Source organism: Falsibacillus pallidus (genome assembly GCF_003350505.1).
In the GTDB taxonomy this organism is placed as follows: Bacteria; Bacillota; Bacilli; order Bacillales; family DSM-25281; genus Falsibacillus; species Falsibacillus pallidus.
In genome coordinates this window covers 141,049-159,318 of record NZ_QQAY01000001.1, presented here as the reverse complement: position 1 = coordinate 159,318, position 18,270 = coordinate 141,049, and the positions used below count along the sequence as shown (strand labels likewise).

Below are 18,270 nucleotides of genomic sequence, written 5' to 3'. Positions count from 1 at the left end.
GGAGTTTTGTTATGCCAGTAGGAAAAATCATAAAAGCATTAAGCGGCTTTTATTATGTATTAAATGAAGAGCAAGAAAATCATGTTGTCCAATGCAGGGGACGGGGTGTTTTCCGGAAAAATAAAATCACTCCATTGGTGGGTGACCGCGTTTCCTTTCAAGCCGAGAACGATGCAGAAGGCTATATTCTAGAGGTTTTTGAAAGAAAGAATGAATTAGTCAGGCCCCCGATTGCCAATGTCGACCAGGCCATTTTGGTGTTTTCCGCCATCGAACCTGACTTCAATCCCGGCCTTTTGGACCGATTCTTGGTTCTGGTGGAAGCAAATGATATCGAACCTTTACTCTGTATAACAAAAATGGATTTATTAAATGAAGCGCAGACACAAAAAATACAGGAATATGCCGAGGACTATCGAAAAATAGGATATGATGTGCTTCTGACTTCTTCCGAAACAGAAGTCGGCCTCGAGCTGCTGCGACCTTTTCTAGAAAAGAAGACATCTGTCTTTGCCGGTCAATCAGGCGTTGGCAAATCATCGCTGCTGAATGCTCTCAATCCCGAGCTTCAGTTGAAAACAAGCAACATATCCACTCATTTAGGACGAGGAAAACATACAACCAGACATGTTGAACTTATTGAGATCGGATCTGGTCTAGTGGCAGATACCCCTGGATTTAGTTCATTGGAATTCATGGATATTGAAGTCGAAGGACTGAAGGAATGTTTTCCTGAAATGCAGAGAATCAGCCAAGAATGTAAATTTCGTGCCTGTCTTCACATGAATGAACCGAAATGTGCAGTCAAGAATGCGGTTGAAGATGGAGATATTCCTTCCTACCGCTACAAGAATTACAAACAATTCCACGAAGAAATCAAAGACAGAAAGCCGAGGTATTGATATGAAAATAGCACCCTCAATCCTTTCAGCAGACTTTGCCAGACTTGGCGATGAAATCAAAGATGTGGAAGCAGGAGGAGCAGATTACATTCATGTAGATGTCATGGACGGCCAATTTGTTCCTAACATCACAATTGGACCATTAATCGTTGAGGCAATCCGCCCCATCACAAAGCTTCCGATCGATGTACATTTAATGATTGAAGATCCTGATAAATACATTGAAGCTTTTGCAAAAGCCGGGGCCGATTATATCTCTGTCCATGCTGAAGCATGCAGGCATTTGCATCGCACCATCCATCACATTAAGTCATTGGGTGTTAAGGCAGGAGTCGTTTTGAATCCAGCCACTCCTGTCGAAACAATCCAGCATATTATTGAAGATATTGATTTAGTGCTGTTAATGACAGTGAATCCTGGATTTGGAGGACAAAAGTTCATTCATTCTGTCGTGCCAAAAATTAAGCAAGTAAGTGACATGATCAACGAAAGAGGATTAAATGTGGAAGTGGAAGTGGATGGAGGTATATCCGCTGATACAGCCAAGGTTTGCGCAGACGCCGGTGCGAATGTATTTGTGGCTGGATCTGCGATTTATAATCAAGAAGACCGTAAATCTGCCATTGAAAAAATTAGAGAATCTATGATTTAGCACTAGATATTGGCCCGCTTATTGAGCAGGGCCAATTTTTCTATAGAGGAGGGGATTGCCCGTGAATAACAGGATTTATGTATTAGCAGGCGGACCAAAAGGGTTGATTCCTGACTTGGATCCTATTAAAAGTGAAGTATGGGTCGGTGTTGACCACGGAGTTTATCGACTGCTCGAAGCAGGCATCACACCTGCAGCTGCTTTTGGCGATTTTGACTCTGTTTCAGATGAAGAATGGCAGCTTATCAATTCAAGCAAACTGAATGAAATGCATACGTTTAAACCTGAAAAAGATGAATCTGATATGGAGCTTGCTCTAGGATGGGCCATTGAACAAAAACCATCAAGATTGTCCATTTATGGAGCCACAGGGGGAAGGCTCGATCATTTTATGGCAAATGCTATGATTTTAGCAAGTGATCCCTTTCTGCAATATCCTGGAACGATAGAAATAGTCGATTGCCAAAATATTATTACAGTGCATCCTTCGGGAACCTATTCAATCGAAAAGCTGCAAGATAAAAAATACATTTCCTACGTCCCTCTTTCTGCTGAAGTGAAGGATTTGACATTAAAAGGATTCAAATACCCTCTTGAGAATAAGAAGGTCTGCATGGGCTCCTCATTATGCATTAGTAATGAATTAGAAGAAAATACTGGTACTTTTTCTTTTTCCGAAGGCATATTAATGATGGTAAGAAGTCAGGATTGACTTGCCTCCGGCTTCAGAGCAGATGACAGACAAACAAGCCGGATTCACTGTATGCAATCATTTTAATCTAGTGCAGATTTTCTTAGATCGATAGGGAGGGACAATCATGAAATTTTATACGATTAAATTACCCAGAATATTAGGTGGTTTAGTCAGAGCGATGCTGGGGACATTCAAAAAAGGATGAGCCAAAGAAAAGCTGGAGCTGGACAGCGATAAACTACTATCTAGACAAAATAAAAATAGAGCATCCAAAAAGGATGCTCTATTTTTGTGCGCTTCTATTATACGCGTTCAACTTTACCGGATTTTAGGGCTCTTGCAGAAACCCAAACACGTTTAGGTTTCCCGTCTACAAGAATGCGGACTTTTTGAAGGTTAGCTCCCCAGCTACGTTTTGTAGCGTTCATAGCGTGTGAACGAGCATTTCCGGAACGAGCCTTGCGGCCAGTTACGACACATTGTTTTGGCATTGAATTCCCTCCTCACTTGTGAAGATGAAATATTTGATCGTTTCATCATTTCAAATTCTTCAAAGATACTTTAATAATTTATCATACAACCTGTCTTAATGCAATACTTCAATAATAACCTTTCAAGAAAATTACCTTGACATTGTGTTGAAGTATTGGAATTATAGAAGTGCAGCAAGGCTGTACTTTTAAAAATGTTAGAGATATAGTAAAATGTCAATATCCAAGGAGTATTTTCCAAAGGGGGAACCACGCATGTCCATCGAACTGAAAACCAAGTACGGCCAGATTGACATTTCAAATGAAGTGATTGCAACAATCGCCGGAGGTGCTGCTATTGATTGCTACGGTATTGTTGGAATGGCCTCTAAAAATCAAATCAAAGATGGCTTAACTGAAATTCTGCGTAAAGAAAACTTCACAAGAGGAGTTATCGTCAGACAGGTGAATGATGAAGTACATATAGATATGTACATTATTGTGAGCTACGGTACAAAAATCTCTGAGGTTGCACATAATGTACAATCAAAGGTAAAATACACGCTGGATAAAACAGTCGGCTTATCAGTCGAATCAGTAAATATATTTGTTCAAGGGGTTCGAGTAGCGAACCCGTAGTGAGGAGGAAATAATTCGTGTCGATTACAACATTGGACGGAAAGCGTTTTGCTGAGATGGTCATTCAAGGGGCCAACAATTTAGCTGCAAATGCTAATATGGTCGATGCCTTAAACGTTTTCCCAGTCCCAGATGGAGATACAGGTACGAACATGAATTTATCCATGACTTCCGGAGCCAAGGAAGTCCAGAATAATATTCAGGATCATGTTGGAAAAGTAGCTGGATCTTTGGCAAAAGGATTGCTGATGGGTGCCCGAGGGAATTCAGGGGTTATATTGTCCCAATTATTCCGGGGTTTTTCAAAAGCAATTGAAACAAAATCAATGGTTTCCAGCCTTGAGTTTGCGCAGGCTTTGGAAGCAGGTGTAAATACAGCTTACAAAGCAGTGATGAAGCCTGTTGAAGGTACAATCCTTACTGTTGCAAAGGATGCGGCTAAAAGAGCGGTGGAAGTGGCCCCTTCAGAAAGTGATATCGTCGGGCTTATGAAGGAAGTCGTCAAAGAGGCTAAAGCTTCATTGAACCGCACCCCTGACCTGCTGCCTGTATTAAAAGAAGTAGGAGTCGTCGACAGCGGCGGACAGGGTCTTGTGTGTGTATATGAAGGCTTTCTTGCAGAATTGACTGGGGAAGAGCTTCCCGATGTACCTGCTGTCCATGCTTCAATGGATGAGATGGTGAATGCGGAACACCATAAAAGTGTTCAAAGCTTCATGAATACCGAAGACATTGAATTCGGATATTGTACTGAATTCATGGTCAGGTTTGAAGAAGGCAAAAAGACTTTCAACGAAGACTCATTCCGAAATGATCTAAGTGCATATGGAGATTCCCTTCTTGTCATTTCCGATGATGAAATCGCGAAGATTCACATCCACTCAGAGACACCGGGAAAAGTACTGGACTACGGCCAGCAATATGGCTCTTTGATCAAAATGAAAATCGAAAATATGCGTGAGCAGCATAGCGGGATTGTAGGTGAATCCCATGTTAAGCTTCAGACTGAAGTCAAAAAACCTGTAGAGAAAAAAGAATTTGGCATCGTTACAGTTTCCATGGGGAAAGGAATTGCTGAGCTTTTCAGGAGCATCGGAGCATCTGTTGTCATTGAAGGCGGACAGACCATGAACCCAAGCACTGAAGATATTGTAAAAGCAATAGAAGAGGCGAATGCAGAAAAGGTAATTATCCTGCCGAATAATAAAAATATTATCATGGCAGCTGATCAAGCTGCTGAAGTAGCAGGAGACCACGTAATAGTGGTGCCATCCAAAACCGTTCCTCAAGGAATGGCTGCAATGCTTTCCTTCAATCCATCCGCAACACTGGATAATAATAAAAAAGTCATGAGTGGATCATTGGCAAATGTCAAAACAGGACAAATCACTTATGCAGTCAGAGATACAAATATTGATGGTATCAGCATCAAGAAGGACGATTACATGGAAATCTCCGATGGTAAGATTGTGGGGACGAGCCCGCAAAAAATTGCTGCTGCCTTCAGTCTCCTTGAAAAAATGATTGATAAGGATTCAGAGATCCTTACCATTCTTTATGGGGAAGATGTTTCAGAAGAAGAAGTGGCAGAATTAGTATCCATGGCAGAAGAGAAATTTGAAGATATAGAGGTTGAGGTCCATAATGGAGAACAGCCCCTGTATTCATTCATTTTCTCAATTGAATAATTTCCACTGAAATAGAAGGGGATAATCCCTTCTATTTCAGTATGTTGAGATAAAATTGGATTAAAATTCCTAAATAAAAGGGGGATGGAAATGAAATATAAAAGTGTTTTTGATATCATTGGACCCGTCATGATCGGACCGTCAAGTTCCCATACTGCAGGTGCTGCAAGGATTGGCCTTGTTGCAAGAAGCTTATTCGGACGTGAACCGAAATGGGCAGACATTTCATTATATGGTTCTTTTGCTAAAACCTATAAAGGCCACGGAACAGATGTTGCACTTATTGGAGGATTGCTCAATTTTGACACGTATGATGAGCGAATCATCCAAGCAAAAGAGATCGCAAAAGAAAAAAACATGAAAGTCAAATTCATCGAAGAAGATGCCCTTTCCGACCATCCCAATACTGCACGTCTAAGAATCGGTGATGAAAACGGAGAAATGGAGCTTGTGGGCATTTCCATCGGGGGCGGCAAAATCGAAATTACAGAATTGAACGGTTTTCAGCTGAAATTATCCGGTCACAACCCTGCAATTCTTGTCGTGCACGATGACCGCTTCGGTGCCATCGCATCCGTTTCAAATGTCCTCGCAAAATATGAAATCAATATTGGCCAGATGGATGTTTCGAGGAAAGAAAAAGGAAAAATGGCCTTGATGACAATTGAATTGGATCAAATGGTCGAAGACGAAGTCCTTAATGAGCTTCGCGCTCTGCCAAATATCACACAAGTCACTAGGATTGTAGATTAACTTTATACTTGACAGCGCTTACAAAATAATTAAAGGAGGGTCAAGCTAATGTTTCGTAACGTAGCAGAATTGGTTGAACTGGCTGTCAGCCAAAATAAAAAAATATCAGATATTATGATCGAACAAGAAATGAAAGTAAAATCAAAAACAAAAGAAGAAATCATGTCCTTTATGGAACGGAATCTTGAAGTAATGGAGCAGGCTGTTGAGAGGGGCATCCAAGGAGTGAAATCCCACTCAGGATTGACTGGTGGAGATGCGGTTCTTCTTCAAGCCTATATAGAAAAAGGAAACTTTTTATCAGGTAAGACTATTTTGGATGCTGTAAGCAAAGCGGTTGCTACAAATGAAGTAAATGCGGCAATGGGAACCATTTGCGCTACGCCGACTGCAGGTTCTGCAGGAGTGGTGCCAGGTACTCTTTTCGCTGTAAGGGATAAATTAAACCCGACAAGGGAAGAAATGGTTCATTTCCTTTTCGCAGCAGGTGCATTTGGCTTTGTTGTTGCCAATAACGCTTCCATCTCAGGTGCAGCCGGAGGGTGTCAGGCGGAAGTTGGCTCAGCTGCCGGTATGGCTGCAGCTGCCATAGTCGAGATGGCCGGCGGAACCCCTGCACAGTCTGCTGAAGCCATGGCCATCACTTTGAAAAATATGCTTGGCTTAGTATGTGATCCTGTTGCAGGTCTTGTGGAAGTACCTTGTGTAAAAAGGAATGCAATGGGAGCGGCAAATGCAATGGTTGCAGCTGATATGGCATTAGCGGGAGTGACCAGCAGGATCCCTTGCGACGAAGTCATCGATGCCATGTTCAAAATCGGTCAATCCATGCCTACTGCTTTGAAGGAAACTGCACAGGGAGGTTTAGCGGCGACCCCAACCGGCCGTGAGCTGGAAGCAAAAATATTTGGGATCCCGCTTAATAAGCGTGGCTGATACTCACTTGCAGCTGCCGGTCTCTATTCTAAAGGGAATTGGCCCTGAAACGGAAAGCTCGTTGGCCACAATGGGCATCGGAACCATTGAAGATCTTTTTGAATATTTTCCTTACCGGTATGAAGACTACCGTTTGAAGGATTTAGCCGAGTCGGGGCATGAGGAGAAAATCACCGTAGAAGGGAAGGTTCAAAGCGAGCCTTCTCTTATGTATTTTGGAAGAAAAAAATCTAAATTGACCATCAAAGTACTTGTAGGCAGATATTTAATCAAAGCTATATTTTTTAATCAACCCTATCTTAAATCGAAGATACACTTGAATGATATTGTTACCATCACTGGAAAGTGGGATCGTCATAAACAGACTATTACCGGTACTGAATTCAAGAGCGGACCAAATCAGCGTGAAAGTGATTTCGAACCAGTATATTCAATCAAGGGATCCATTACAGTTAAATCTCTCAGAAAATACATTCAGCAGGCTCTTAATGATTATGGACATGAAATCAAAGAGAACATGCCGATGAGTTTAAAAGAAAAATATAAGCTTGAGGATAGAGGGACTGCGCTCAGAACGATGCATTTTCCCCAGTCTCCTGATGAAGTGAAAGCTGCCAGAAGAAGATTCGTTTATGAGGAATTTTTGTTTTTCCAATTAAAGATGCAGGCATTGCGCAAATATGAGCGGGAGCAGTCGCGGGGAACGCCGCAAAACTACGATTTAAAAAGATTGAAAGAATTTATTTCAAGTCTGCCGTTTCCACTGACCGATGCACAAAAAAGGGTCGTGAATGAAATTTGCGCCGATCTTAAATCTCCTTTTCGGATGAATCGTCTTCTGCAGGGGGATGTCGGATCAGGTAAGACGGTTGTTGCTGCGATTGCGCTCATGGCAACCGTGACGGCAGGGTATCAAGGTTCTCTCATGGTCCCTACAGAAATCCTCGCCGAACAGCATGCAGAGTCATTGTATAACCTCTTAGCACCTACGGGACTAACGGTTGCGCTGTTGACAAGCTCTGTAAAAGGGAAGAAGAGAAGAGAGCTGTTGGACAGGCTCCAAAACGGTGAGATTGATATTTTGATAGGCACTCATGCATTGATCCAAGAAGAAGTGGTTTTTAAAAGTCTTGGTCTTGTCATCACAGATGAACAGCATCGCTTCGGAGTGGAACAAAGAAGGGTTCTGCGCGAAAAAGGAGAAAGTCCGGATGTGCTCTTTATGACTGCCACTCCCATTCCCAGAACGCTCGCTATCACTGTATTCGGTGAAATGGATGTTTCGATTATTGACGAAATGCCCGCAGGTAGAAAAACGATTGAAACCTATTGGGCAAAAAAAGAGATGCTTGATAGGGTTCTTGCCATGGTGGAGAAGGAAATGGATATGGGGCGGCAGGCTTATGTCATCTGTCCATTAATTGAAGAATCCGAAAAACTGGATCTCCAGAACGTCATTGATGTATATGACATGCTTTCCGTCCATTTTAATGGAAAGCATCGCACAGGACTCATGCACGGGAAACTTTCGTCTGATGAGAAAGAACAAGTCATGAAAGCTTTCAGCCAAAATGAAGTCCAGCTGCTGGTTTCCACTACTGTCGTTGAAGTGGGAGTGAATGTCCCGAACGCTACAATCATGATGATCTATGATGCGGAAAGGTTCGGCCTTGCCCAGCTGCACCAGCTTCGAGGCCGTGTTGGACGCGGCAGCGAACAATCCTATTGTATCCTTCTGGCTAATCCAAAAACAGAAATAGGGAAAGAGCGAATGAGGATAATGACCGAAACAAATGATGGATTTGTCCTCAGTGAAAAGGATCTGGAGCTAAGGGGGCCCGGAGACTTTTTCGGCAGGAAACAAAGCGGTGTCCCTGAGTTTAAAGTGGCAGACATGGTCCACGATTACCGGGCATTGGAGACGGCACGTCAAGATGCCAAACAGCTGATAGAATCGAAAGTATTCTGGGTGGACCCGGAGTATGCACAACTCAGAACCTATTTAGAGTCCACCGGAGTACTGGACGGGGAAAAGTTGGATTGAAATAGAAAGATATTAAGAAAAAGCGCTGCGTAAATTTAACGCAGCGCTTTTTCTGGTTCTCACTGTCTTGCCTCTATTTCTTCTTGCATTAATCCGCCCAAAACCATATACTACTATTAGTACCAAGTCCTAATAGTTCGTGTATTAGGATTAGTCCTACAAGCGAAGTTGGTGTGGATTTCTTGAAGCTGGCAAAAAAAGATCGACAATATCAATTAAAAATTAAAATAAAAGATAATCCTTTTGTGACGGATGAAGAACTGGCTGAACTTTTTTCTGTAAGCATCCAGACTATACGTCTGGATCGCATGGAATTATCCATTCCTGAATTAAGGGAAAGGATTAAAAGTGTTGCAGAAAAGACCTTTGACGATGAAGTCAAATCCCTCCCTATTGAAGAAGTAATCGGAGAAATTATTGACATTCAATTGGATCAAAGCGCCATTTCTATTTTTGATCTTCGGGAGGAGCATGTTTTCCAGCGAAATGCGATCGCTCGGGGACACCACCTGTTTGCACAGGCCAATTCCCTCGCTGTTGCCGTGATTAATGATGAATTGGCATTGACCGCAAAAGCAACGATTCAATTTACCCGTTCTGTAAAAAAAGGGGAGCGAGTCATAGCAAAAGCAAGAGTGACGGAAGTGAATAATCCTCAAGAACGTACTATGGTTGAAGTAAACAGCTATGTAGGGCAGGAAATAGTATTCAAGGGACTATTTGAAATGTACAGGTCTAATAAAACCATAAAGGATGAGCAATAATGAGAATCGCCATCGATGCAATGGGAGGCGACAATGCCCCTAAAGAAATCGTTCTCGGTGCACTAAAAGCTGCAAGGGAATTCAATGATTTGAACATAACACTATATGGAAATGAAAATGAAATAAAAAAATACATCAGTAATGAAGAACGCGTGGAAATCATCCATGCAGAAGAAGTAATTTTAGGAACGGATGAACCTGTCCGTGCTGTCAGAAGAAAGAAGAATTCCTCCATGGTCATGATGGCGCAGGCTGTTGCAGATGGATATGCAGACGCATGCGTTTCCGCCGGCAATACAGGAGCATTGATGGCAGCGGGGCTGTTCATTGTAGGGCGAATAGAAGGGATCGAACGCCCGGCGCTTGCGCCTACCCTTCCTACACTGGACGGAAAGGGATTTGTCATGCTTGACCTTGGGGCGAACGCGGATGCTAAGGCTGAACATTTGCTTCAATATGCGATTATGGGGTCCATCTATGCAGAAAAAGTAAGGGGCATCCCTAATCCTAGAGTGGGCCTTTTGAATATTGGCACGGAGGAGAAGAAAGGGAACGACTTGACGAAAGAAGCCTTTAAACTCATTAAGGAAAGCGGAGTTAATTTTGTAGGAAACGTTGAATCAAGAGACCTTCTTCAAGGACCTGCCGATGTTGTTGTGACTGACGGTTTCACAGGCAACATGGTCCTTAAGACTATTGAGGGAACTGCCATGTCTGTCTTTTCCATGCTGAAAGAAACATTGATGAGCAGTATGAAAACAAAATTGGCTGCAGGCCTGATTAAATCAGACTTAATGAAAATAAAGGGTAAAATGGATTATTCAGAGTATGGCGGAGCTGCATTATTCGGGCTGAATGCCCCGGTTGTAAAAGCTCATGGTTCATCCAATGAGACAGCTTTTTACAATGCAGTCAAACAGACAAAGGAAATGATTAAGCATAAAGTTCCGGAAACGATTAAAGGAACGATCGCCACTAAATAATGTCGGAGGGATGAAAGATGGGAAAAATCGCATTTGTTTTTCCAGGACAAGGATCACAAACTGTTGGAATGGGAAAAGATGTAGTTGAACAGCATGAAGGTGCTAAAGCTATTTTTGATAAAGCGGATGAAAGACTCGGGTTTTCATTGTCTGAGGTTATATTTGAAGGACCTCAGGATAAGCTTACCCTGACAACAAACGCACAGCCGGCCCTTTTGACCACTAGTACTGCTATCCTGCAGTGTTTAAAGGAAGCGGGCATCCAAGCGGATTACACTGCCGGTCACAGCCTTGGGGAGTACTCTGCTCTAGTTGCAGCAGGTGCCATTTCATTTGAGGATGCTGTGTACACTGTCCGTAGACGAGGCGAATTGATGGAAGAAGCTGTACCGGCAGGAGAAGGCAGCATGGCCGCTGTTTTAGGGATGGACCGGGAAGCATTGAAGGAAGTAACAGATCAAGTGACTTCTGATGGGAATCCAGTACAGCTTGCCAACATGAACTGCCCGGGACAGATTGTCATTTCCGGTACAGCTGAAGGAGTGGAAAAGGCATCAGTCCTTGCTAAGGAAAAAGGTGCTAAAAGAGTGCTGCCGCTTCAGGTAAGCGGCCCATTCCATTCCAGCTTGATGAAGCCTGCTGCAGAGAAATTCGGAGATGTGCTGGGTGGAATTGAAGTGAAGAATGCTGGAATTCCAGTCGTTGCGAATGTTTCGGCGCAGCCTATGTCTGAAGCCACTGACATCAAGGAAAAGCTGATTGAACAGCTTTATTCACCTGTGTTATGGGAAGATACAGTTGAAACCATGCTGAAAAATGGCGTTGATACATTTATTGAAATTGGTCCAGGAAAAGTTCTTTCTGGTTTAATCAAAAAAGTAGATCGTAGTGCAAAAACCTATTCCGTACAGGATATGGAAAGTCTGGATGCCGTATTGGCGTCTTTAAAGGAGGAATCCCGATGAATTTATCAGGGAAAACAGCCCTTGTAACAGGTGGTTCAAGAGGAATCGGACGTGAAATCGCCCTTGAAATGGCCAGGGAAGGTGCCAATGTAGCCGTTAACTATGCTGGAAGCGAAGCAAAGGCGAATGAAGTTGTTGATGAAATTAAAGCGATGGGCAGAGAGGCGATTGCAATCCAATGCAATGTTGCAGATTCCGAGCAGGTTTCAGATATGGTAAAACAAACGATTTCTGCATTTGGATCTCTGGATATTCTTATCAATAATGCCGGGATAACACGGGACAACTTAATCATGCGCATGAAAGACGATGAATGGGATGATGTCATCAACACCAACCTGAAAGGCGTGTTCCTCTGCACAAAAGCTGTTGCAAGGCAGATGATGAAGCAGCGTTCAGGAAGGATAATCAATATTTCTTCCATCGTCGGTGTGATGGGGAATGCTGGACAGGCTAACTATGTGGCAGCAAAATCCGGAGTCATCGGTTTGACTAAAACAACTGCGAAAGAGCTTGCTTCCCGGGGAATAACAGTCAATGCAATTGCTCCAGGCTTCATTTCTTCAGATATGACAGACAAGCTTCCTGAAGAAGTGAAAAGTGAAATGTTCAAAGCCATCCCTCTTGCCCGATTCGGCGAACCGCAGGATATTGCCAAGGTGGCAGCATTCCTTGCATCCGAATCATCCCGGTATATCACTGGGCAGACATTGAATGTCGACGGCGGAATGGTCATGTAACTTTTACTAATTAAAATCTATCATTTATTATTTAAAGGAAATACTCTATAATGACTTGAGGGGAGGTGAGCACAATGGCAGAAGTATTAGAGCGCGTAACAAAGATTATCGTAGATCGTCTTGGTGTCGACGAGTCTCAAGTAACTCTTGAAGCTTCTTTTAAAGATGATCTAGGAGCTGATTCCCTAGACGTAGTTGAATTGGTTATGGAACTTGAAGATGAGTTCGATATGGAAATTTCTGACGATGATGCTGAAAAAATTGCCACAGTCGGAGACGCTGTGAATTACATAAAAGCAAACGTTTAATCGTTGGAGTGTTGATTCTTGAAGGCTGGCTTGCCGATGTACCACAATGGACAACTCTTCCCTTGGATTCTCCATGAGAACTCTAAAGGGGGAGTTTCTGCTGCTGGGCTCTGCAAGTCGGCCATTTCGTCGTTTTAAGGAACTTTTTTTAAAAAAAGTTCATTCTTGCTTTGCGATATGAAGAGATTTGGAATAAACTTGTTTTATGCCGTACAGCAGCAAGTAAAAATGATATTGAGCAAGGTGGAGGACCTATGCGTAAGACAAATAGAGAAAAAGAAAAGCGTACATTACGTAAATTAAATGAGTCATTCAATGAATTCCAAGCACAGATTGGCATCACGTTTGAAAATGAACGGTTGATCCGTCAAGCTTTTACACATTCATCGTATGTGAATGAGCATCGCAGGAAGCCATTTGAAGATAACGAAAGATTGGAGTTTTTAGGGGACGCCGTATTGGAGCTTACGGTATCTCAATACCTTTATCACAAATATCCGACAATGAGTGAAGGGGAACTGACCAAATTAAGGGCTGCCATTGTATGTGAACCTTCTTTGGTCACTTTTGCCAATGAACTGCAATTCGGAGGCCTGATCCTTTTAGGAAAAGGAGAGGAAATGACAGGCGGAAGAGAACGACCTGCCCTTTTGGCTGATGTTTTTGAGGCATTCGTCGGAGCTCTGTATTTAGATAAAGGATTGGAGACAGTCGTTTCGTTTTTGGAGAAAGTGGTGTATCCGAAAATTAATGAAGGTGCTTTTTCTCATGTGATGGATTTTAAGAGCCAGCTTCAGGAAGTCATCCAAAAAGAAGGGGCCGGAATGCTTGAGTACAAGATTCTGCTGGAAAAAGGCCCTGCACACAGCCGTGAATTTGTTGCACAAGTTGCTTTGAAAGAGGAAGTCCTGGGGACCGGAAACGGCCGATCTAAGAAAGAAGCCGAACAGCATGCGGCACAAATGGCTTTAGAAAAACTAAAACCAATCATCAACAGTGAAAAGACAGGCAAAAGATAAAACGAATAAGAAGCGGGTAGCTTTATCCGCTTCTTTTTTTAGAAAATCAGAAAAGATGAAAGTGGGGAAGAATTATGTTCCTCAAACGTTTAGACGTTGTAGGGTTCAAATCCTTTGCCGAAAGGATTGCCATTGACTTTGTCCAGGGTGTTACAGCCGTGGTTGGTCCAAATGGGAGCGGCAAAAGCAATATTACAGACAGTATCCGATGGGTGCTGGGAGAACAATCAGCTAAGTCATTACGCGGTGCAAAGATGGAAGATATCATTTTTGCCGGGAGCGACTCAAGGAAGGGCCTGAATTTTGCCGAGGTTTCCTTGACGCTGGATAATGAGGACAACGCTCTGCCGATCGATTATCACGAGGTTTGTGTAACTCGCCGTGTATACAGGTCGGGGGAAAGTGAATTTCTTATTAATAAGCAGCAATGCAGACTCAAAGATATTATCGATTTATTTATGGATTCCGGACTTGGCCGTGAAGCGTTTTCTATCATCAGCCAAGGGAAAGTGGAGGAAATCCTCAACAGCAAGCCTGAAAGTAGAAGAAGCATATTTGAAGAGGCCGCAGGTGTCTTGAAATATAAGACGAGGAAGAAGAAAGCAGAAGCCCGTCTTTTCGAAACCCAGGAAAATCTTACACGTGTCAATGACATTCTTTTTGAACTGGAAGGACAGGTCGAACCCTTGAAGATCCAGGCTTCCATCGCCAAGGATTATTTGGAAAAGAAGGAAGAGCTGAAAGCGTTTGAAGTAGCATTGACTGTAGCTGAAATTGAAGAACTGCACACCCGATGGGAAAAGCTCAATGTAGAAATGGAAGAACATAAAAAGCAGGAAATTGGAGTATCTGCTGCAGTTCAAAAAGGTGAAGCTCAACTGGAAGAAATGCGTGACCACATGAGCGCGCTGGATGAATCGATAGCAGAGCTTCAGCAAACTTTGCTGATTGCCAGTGAAGATTTGGAAAAGCTTGAAGGAAGAAAAGAAGTATTAAAAGAGAGAAAAAAGAATGCGACTCAAAATAAAGAGCAGCTGACGCTTAATTTAAATGAGGCATCATCTAAACTTGAAGAGTTGATGAAACAGAAAGAAGAATATGAAAAGGATTTCCGTCTCTTGCAGGATGCTGCTAACACATTAAAAGCTCAACTGCAGGAAAAAAATAATTTGATCGCTCAATTCGATGGCAATATTGAAGAGAAAATAGAATCCATCAAAAGTGATTATATTGAATTGTTGAATCAGCAGGCTTCCGCAAAGAATGAACTCCAGTATTTGGAGCAGCAATGGCAGCAGCGTCTGTCAAGAAACCAAAGACTCGATGAGGATAATGAAAAATATCTGGAACAGCGTAAGGCCATCTTTGAAGCGAAGCAAAAAAAGCAAGAAGAATTAAGCTCGATTCAAAGCGCACTTGAAAACCAGGTACATACTTTCCGTGATGCACAGCGGCAGCTTGAAGTCCTGAAGAATCAATATCAAAAGCAGGAGACAACTCTATATCAAGCATATCAGTATGTTCAGAAAGCAAAATCGCGAAAAGAAATGCTAGAAGAAATGGAAGAAGATTATACAGGGTTCTTCCAAGGAGTGCGTGAAGTATTAAAGGCAAGGAATGAGTTGCTTCAAGGTATTGAAGGAGCAGTCGCCGAGCTTGTGCGTGTACCAAAGGAATATGAAACTGCCATCGAGACAGCTTTGGGCGGAGCTATGCAGCATGTAGTGGTTCAAACTGAGGAAAACGGCCGCCAAGCAATCCAATTCTTGAAAAAACAGCAATATGGACGAGCAACATTTCTTCCAATGTCAGTAATGAAAAGTAAAAAAATGCACACTTCTCAGATCCAGATGCTAAAAGGATATCCTGAGTTTGTCGGTATAGGAGAAGAACTGGTCCATTATGAGGAGAAGTATCGAAATATTGTAGAGAATCTTTTAGGGAATGTCGTCATCACGAAAACTTTAAAAGGTGCAAACGAGCTTGCAAAAATCCTCCAGTATCGGTACCGTCTAGTCACCCTTGAAGGGGATGTAGTGAATCCAGGCGGGTCCATGACCGGAGGAAATGTCAAACAAAAAAATAACTCTTTATTGAGCCGAAAAGGTGAACTGGAGGATCTTAAAGAAAAACTCCAATCCATGGAAGAAAAGACCCTTCAGCTTGAACATCATGTTAAATCGTTAAAAGAAGATGTCGCAGAACAGGAAAAAAGCCTGGATGAAATGAGGCGTTCCGGTGAAGAGCTCCGTATATCCGAAGAAAAGGCAAAAGCTGAACTAAGACAGACGGAAGCCTCTGAGACGAATGTAAATGAGAGATTGACCCTTTATGACATGGAGAAGGAAAGTTCCATTGCAGAAAAAGATCAAATCTCCTCCAGGAAACAGGAACTTGAGGAATCCCTTGAAAAAGGGAAAAAGGAATTATCAGATCTTGATGAAGAAATCAGTCGATTGACTGAACAGAAAGAACTTCAGAGATCGTCAAAAGACTCTTTAGTTGATGAAATCAGCGATATTAAAGCAAACCTTGCTGTGAAAAATGAACAGCTTGTCGCTACACGCAGCCAGTTGGACAGAATTCAAAAGGAATATGATGAACTCAAGAAAAAGAAGGCCGCATATGAAGAGAACCTGAATTGGCTGAGCAATGAAATGAACGGAACCGATACAGGAGAAGAGGAACTTGCGGAGGCTGCCGACCTCAAACGGAAAGATAAACAGGAAGCGGCAAGCTTGATTTCATCTAGACGCGAGGACCGGATGAAGCTTCAAATGGAGCTGGAAGATAAAGAGTTGGATCTGAAAGAAATTAAACGCCAGCTAAAGGGTCTCCAAAGTGCTTTAAAAGATGAGGAAGTCAAGATCAATCGTCTTGATGTAGAACTGGAAAATCGGTTGGCGCATCTTCGTGAAGAATATATGCTTTCTTTTGAGGCGGCTCAAGAGGATCACCAAATGGAAATTCCGATTGAAGAGGCAAGGAAGAAAGTCAAGCTGATCAAGATGGCCATATCTGAACTTGGCGTGGTCAACATCGGTGCAATCGATGAATATGAGAGAGTGGCTGAACGCTACGAGTTCTTAAAACTCCAGCAAGCTGACCTGCAAGAAGCGAAGGATACCCTATATAAGGTGATGGATGAAATGGACGAAGAGATGATTAAGCGATTCTCTGAAACGTTTGATGCCATCAGCAGCCACTTCGAGCATGTATTCAAAGCATTATTCGGAGGTGGAAGGGCTGAATTAAAGCTTACCGATCCAAAAGATCTACTGAATACCGGAGTGGATATAATCGCTCAGCCACCTGGTAAAAAGCTTCAGAATCTTGGACTTCTTTCTGGGGGGGAACGTGCTTTGACGGCTATCGCCCTGCTCTTTTCCATCCTGAAGGTGAGACCTGTTCCTTTCTGTATCCTTGATGAAGTCGAGGCTGCACTTGATGAAGCAAATGTGTTCAGGTTTGCCCAATATTTAAAGAAATTCAGCCACGAAACACAATTCATTGTCATTACACACAGAAAAGGGACGATGGAAGAAGCGGATGTCCTTTATGGAATCACCATGCAGGAGTCAGGGGTCTCCAAAGTGGTATCCGTGCGGCTGGAAGAATCAAAAGAATTAGTAAAAGCATGATGAGGAAGTGAATAATATGAGTTTTTTTAAGAAATTGAAAGAAAAATTTACAACATCTTCAGATAATGTTACAGAAAAATTCAAAGACGGTTTGTTGAAAACAAGAACCAATTTCTCAACCAGGGTCAATGATCTTGTGGCTAGATATAGAAAAATCGATGAGGATTTCTTTGAAGAATTAGAAGAAATCCTGATTCAAGCCGATGTGGGATTTGAAACAGTAATGGAGCTGGTCGAACAGCTGAAATTTGAAGTAAAAAGAAAAAATATGCAGGATCCCAAAGAAGTTCAGGGAGTCATTTCTGAAAAATTAGTTGAGATTTATCGCGGCGAAGATTCAGCAGCCAGTGACTTGAACATTCAGTCCGAAGGTTTGACAGTGATTCTATTTGTCGGCGTCAATGGTGTTGGAAAAACGACTACAATCGGAAAACTGGCACACCAATTCAAATCAGAAGGAAAAAAAGTCCTTCTTGCCGCAGGGGATACGTTCCGCGCGGGTGCCATTGAACAGCTTGAAGTCTGGGGAGAAAGGGCTGGCGTCGATGTGATTAAGCAGGCGGCAGGCTCTGACCCGGCTGCAGTCATGTATGATGCCATCCAATCGGCCAAAGCTAAAAACGCGGATATCCTCTTATGCGATACGGCTGGACGATTGCAGAACAAAGTCAACCTTATGAATGAATTAGAAAAAGTAAAACGCGTCATCGAACGGGAGGTCCCAGGGGCGCCTCATGAAGTTCTGCTCGTCCTTGACGCCACGACCGGTCAAAATGCCATGATACAAGCTAAAACATTTAAAGAAGCTACAAATGTATCTGGTATTGTCCTTACTAAGCTTGACGGGACTGCCAAAGGAGGAATTGTGCTCGCTATCCGGAACGAACTTCACATCCCTGTGAAATACGTGGGGCTTGGAGAAAAAATGGATGACCTGCAGCAATTTGATGCTGAAAAATATGTTTATGGGCTATTCTCAGACCTAATTGAACAAGAAGCTCCTGAAGAATGATAGATTTAAAAGAAGCCTGGTGCAAAATGAATGCATCAGGCTTCTTCTAAAGGTGAAGAA

General features: G+C 42.7%; 18 protein-coding genes. 17 read left to right on the top strand and 1 reads right to left on the bottom strand.

Annotated elements, in window-relative coordinates:
• Window positions 1–11: 11 nt before the first annotated feature.
• The 4 genes from rsgA to spoVM all read left to right on the top strand — a co-directional run bounded on the left by rsgA (window position 12) and on the right by spoVM (window position 2,453).
• Entirely contained in the window at window positions 12–902 is an 891-nt protein-coding gene (rsgA, locus tag DFR59_RS00790) for a ribosome small subunit-dependent GTPase A (protein ID WP_114743723.1), read from the top strand.
• Window position 903: 1 nt separating this feature from the next.
• Entirely contained in the window at window positions 904–1,554 is a 651-nt protein-coding gene (gene rpe, locus DFR59_RS00785) for a ribulose-phosphate 3-epimerase (protein WP_114743722.1), read from the top strand.
• A gap of 61 nt (window positions 1,555–1,615) precedes the next feature.
• The gene (locus tag DFR59_RS00780; protein ID WP_114743721.1) at window positions 1,616–2,266 is read left to right on the top strand and encodes a thiamine diphosphokinase; all 651 of its coding nucleotides are present in this window, start codon (window positions 1,616–1,618) and stop codon (window positions 2,264–2,266) included.
• Window positions 2,267–2,372: 106 nt separating this feature from the next.
• Window positions 2,373–2,453, top strand: coding sequence for a stage V sporulation protein SpoVM (gene spoVM / locus DFR59_RS00775; RefSeq protein ID WP_114743720.1), 81 nt, complete (start codon window positions 2,373–2,375; stop codon window positions 2,451–2,453).
• 97 nt (window positions 2,454–2,550) lie between these two features.
• On the opposite strand, the gene rpmB is transcribed toward spoVM, so the two are convergent.
• Window positions 2,551–2,739, bottom strand: coding sequence for a 50S ribosomal protein L28 (rpmB, locus tag DFR59_RS00770; RefSeq protein ID WP_114743719.1), 189 nt, complete (start codon window positions 2,737–2,739; stop codon window positions 2,551–2,553).
• Window positions 2,740–2,994: 255 nt separating this feature from the next.
• On the opposite strand from rpmB, the gene DFR59_RS00765 reads away from it, so the two are divergent.
• The 13 genes from DFR59_RS00765 to ftsY all read left to right on the top strand — a co-directional run bounded on the left by DFR59_RS00765 (window position 2,995) and on the right by ftsY (window position 18,210).
• The gene (locus tag DFR59_RS00765; RefSeq protein ID WP_114743718.1) at window positions 2,995–3,357 is read left to right on the top strand and encodes an Asp23/Gls24 family envelope stress response protein; all 363 of its coding nucleotides are present in this window, start codon (window positions 2,995–2,997) and stop codon (window positions 3,355–3,357) included.
• A 17-nt stretch (window positions 3,358–3,374) separates the two neighbouring features.
• The gene (locus DFR59_RS00760) at window positions 3,375–5,045 is read left to right on the top strand and encodes a DAK2 domain-containing protein (protein WP_114743717.1); all 1,671 of its coding nucleotides are present in this window, start codon (window positions 3,375–3,377) and stop codon (window positions 5,043–5,045) included.
• 90 nt (window positions 5,046–5,135) lie between these two features.
• Window positions 5,136–5,798, top strand: coding sequence for an L-serine ammonia-lyase, iron-sulfur-dependent subunit beta (gene sdaAB / locus DFR59_RS00755; RefSeq protein ID WP_114743716.1), 663 nt, complete (start codon window positions 5,136–5,138; stop codon window positions 5,796–5,798).
• Window positions 5,799–5,846: 48 nt separating this feature from the next.
• Window positions 5,847–6,734: an L-serine ammonia-lyase, iron-sulfur-dependent, subunit alpha gene (gene sdaAA, locus DFR59_RS00750; protein WP_114743715.1), complete on the top strand. Its 888-nt coding sequence runs from the start codon at window positions 5,847–5,849 to the stop codon at window positions 6,732–6,734.
• The gene (gene recG, locus DFR59_RS00745; protein ID WP_245948343.1) at window positions 6,706–8,778 is read left to right on the top strand and encodes an ATP-dependent DNA helicase RecG; all 2,073 of its coding nucleotides are present in this window, start codon (window positions 6,706–6,708) and stop codon (window positions 8,776–8,778) included. The genes sdaAA and recG overlap by 29 nt, the downstream gene beginning before the upstream one ends.
• Window positions 8,779–8,960: 182 nt before the next feature.
• Window positions 8,961–9,542: a transcription factor FapR gene (fapR, locus tag DFR59_RS00740; RefSeq protein ID WP_114743714.1), complete on the top strand. Its 582-nt coding sequence runs from the start codon at window positions 8,961–8,963 to the stop codon at window positions 9,540–9,542.
• Window positions 9,542–10,525: a phosphate acyltransferase PlsX gene (gene plsX / locus DFR59_RS00735; RefSeq protein ID WP_114743713.1), complete on the top strand. Its 984-nt coding sequence runs from the start codon at window positions 9,542–9,544 to the stop codon at window positions 10,523–10,525. Before fapR ends, plsX begins: the two co-directional genes overlap by 1 nt.
• Before the next feature lie 17 nt (window positions 10,526–10,542).
• Window positions 10,543–11,490, top strand: a complete 948-nt coding sequence (gene fabD, locus DFR59_RS00730; protein WP_114743712.1) for an ACP S-malonyltransferase — start codon at window positions 10,543–10,545, stop codon at window positions 11,488–11,490.
• Window positions 11,487–12,230 (top strand): 3-oxoacyl-[acyl-carrier-protein] reductase, encoded by a 744-nt coding sequence (fabG, locus tag DFR59_RS00725; RefSeq protein WP_114743711.1) that lies wholly within the window; start codon window positions 11,487–11,489, stop codon window positions 12,228–12,230. Before fabD ends, fabG begins: the two co-directional genes overlap by 4 nt.
• Before the next feature lie 74 nt (window positions 12,231–12,304).
• On the top strand, window positions 12,305–12,538 hold the full coding sequence (locus DFR59_RS00720; protein WP_114743710.1) for an acyl carrier protein: 234 nt from the start codon (window positions 12,305–12,307) through the stop codon (window positions 12,536–12,538).
• Window positions 12,539–12,792: 254 nt separating this feature from the next.
• A complete protein-coding gene (gene rnc, locus DFR59_RS00715; protein WP_114743709.1) occupies window positions 12,793–13,557 on the top strand; it encodes a ribonuclease III in 765 nt (254 codons plus the stop codon).
• 74 nt (window positions 13,558–13,631) lie between these two features.
• Window positions 13,632–17,198 carry a chromosome segregation protein SMC gene (gene smc / locus DFR59_RS00710; RefSeq protein ID WP_114743708.1) on the top strand — a complete coding sequence of 1,189 codons (3,567 nt, stop codon included), beginning with the start codon at window positions 13,632–13,634 and terminating at the stop codon, window positions 17,196–17,198.
• A 16-nt stretch (window positions 17,199–17,214) separates the two neighbouring features.
• On the top strand, window positions 17,215–18,210 hold the full coding sequence (gene ftsY / locus DFR59_RS00705) for a signal recognition particle-docking protein FtsY (RefSeq protein WP_114743707.1): 996 nt from the start codon (window positions 17,215–17,217) through the stop codon (window positions 18,208–18,210).
• Window positions 18,211–18,270 lie beyond the last annotated feature (60 nt).

What these genes read in the sequence shown, in the direction of transcription:
- fabG (WP_114743711.1), top strand. Translation starts at nt 11,487, where the DNA reads ATGAATTTATCAGGGAAAACAGCCCTTGTAACAGGTGGTTCAAGAGGA.
- smc (WP_114743708.1), top strand. Translation starts at nt 13,632, where the DNA reads ATGTTCCTCAAACGTTTAGACGTTGTAGGGTTCAAATCCTTTGCCGAA.
- fabD (WP_114743712.1), top strand. Translation starts at nt 10,543, where the DNA reads ATGGGAAAAATCGCATTTGTTTTTCCAGGACAAGGATCACAAACTGTT.
- rpe (WP_114743722.1), top strand. Translation starts at nt 904, where the DNA reads ATGAAAATAGCACCCTCAATCCTTTCAGCAGACTTTGCCAGACTTGGC.
- rnc (WP_114743709.1), top strand. Translation starts at nt 12,793, where the DNA reads ATGCGTAAGACAAATAGAGAAAAAGAAAAGCGTACATTACGTAAATTA.
- ftsY (WP_114743707.1), top strand. Translation starts at nt 17,215, where the DNA reads ATGAGTTTTTTTAAGAAATTGAAAGAAAAATTTACAACATCTTCAGAT.
- sdaAB (WP_114743716.1), top strand. Translation starts at nt 5,136, where the DNA reads ATGAAATATAAAAGTGTTTTTGATATCATTGGACCCGTCATGATCGGA.
- plsX (WP_114743713.1), top strand. Translation starts at nt 9,542, where the DNA reads ATGAGAATCGCCATCGATGCAATGGGAGGCGACAATGCCCCTAAAGAA.
- DFR59_RS00720 (WP_114743710.1), top strand. Translation starts at nt 12,305, where the DNA reads ATGGCAGAAGTATTAGAGCGCGTAACAAAGATTATCGTAGATCGTCTT.
- rsgA (WP_114743723.1), top strand. Translation starts at nt 12, where the DNA reads ATGCCAGTAGGAAAAATCATAAAAGCATTAAGCGGCTTTTATTATGTA.
- sdaAA (WP_114743715.1), top strand. Translation starts at nt 5,847, where the DNA reads ATGTTTCGTAACGTAGCAGAATTGGTTGAACTGGCTGTCAGCCAAAAT.
- spoVM (WP_114743720.1), top strand. Translation starts at nt 2,373, where the DNA reads ATGAAATTTTATACGATTAAATTACCCAGAATATTAGGTGGTTTAGTC.
- DFR59_RS00765 (WP_114743718.1), top strand. Translation starts at nt 2,995, where the DNA reads ATGTCCATCGAACTGAAAACCAAGTACGGCCAGATTGACATTTCAAAT.
- rpmB (WP_114743719.1), bottom strand. Translation starts at nt 2,739, where the DNA reads ATGCCAAAACAATGTGTCGTAACTGGCCGCAAGGCTCGTTCCGGAAAT.